1 protein-coding gene is annotated in these 259 nt (G+C 56.0%); it reads left to right on the top strand.

All coding sequences use genetic code 11. From position 1 onward, the window contains the following. The coding region (locus tag KVT34_RS30495; RefSeq protein WP_217563320.1) for a protein kinase domain-containing protein at nucleotides 1-259 on the top strand (259 nt) is incomplete at both ends.

Below are 259 nucleotides of genomic sequence, written 5' to 3'. Positions count from 1 at the left end.
CTACCTCCCTGATGAGCTTCCGGTTCCGGTGAACTATCGGGATCTGAAGCCTTCCAACATTATGATCGACGGCCAGGAACAAGTCAGGCTGATCGATTTCGGTATTGCCCGGGATTTCAAAAGCGGCAGACAAGCGGATACGGTCCAGATAGGAACCGGCGGTTTTGCCGCCCCGGAGCAGTTTCAGCAGACTCAAACCAACCGCAGGACCAACCTGTATTCGCTGGGCGCGGTACTGTACTACCTTCTGAGCGGAGGG

It is taken from the genome of Paenibacillus sp. GbtcB18 (genome assembly GCF_019091125.1).
Lineage (GTDB): Bacteria > Bacillota > Bacilli > Paenibacillales > NBRC-103111 > Paenibacillus_F > Paenibacillus_F chitinolyticus.
Note: the sequence above shows the minus strand (reverse complement) of the source record. Positions and strands in the feature narration are given on the sequence as shown.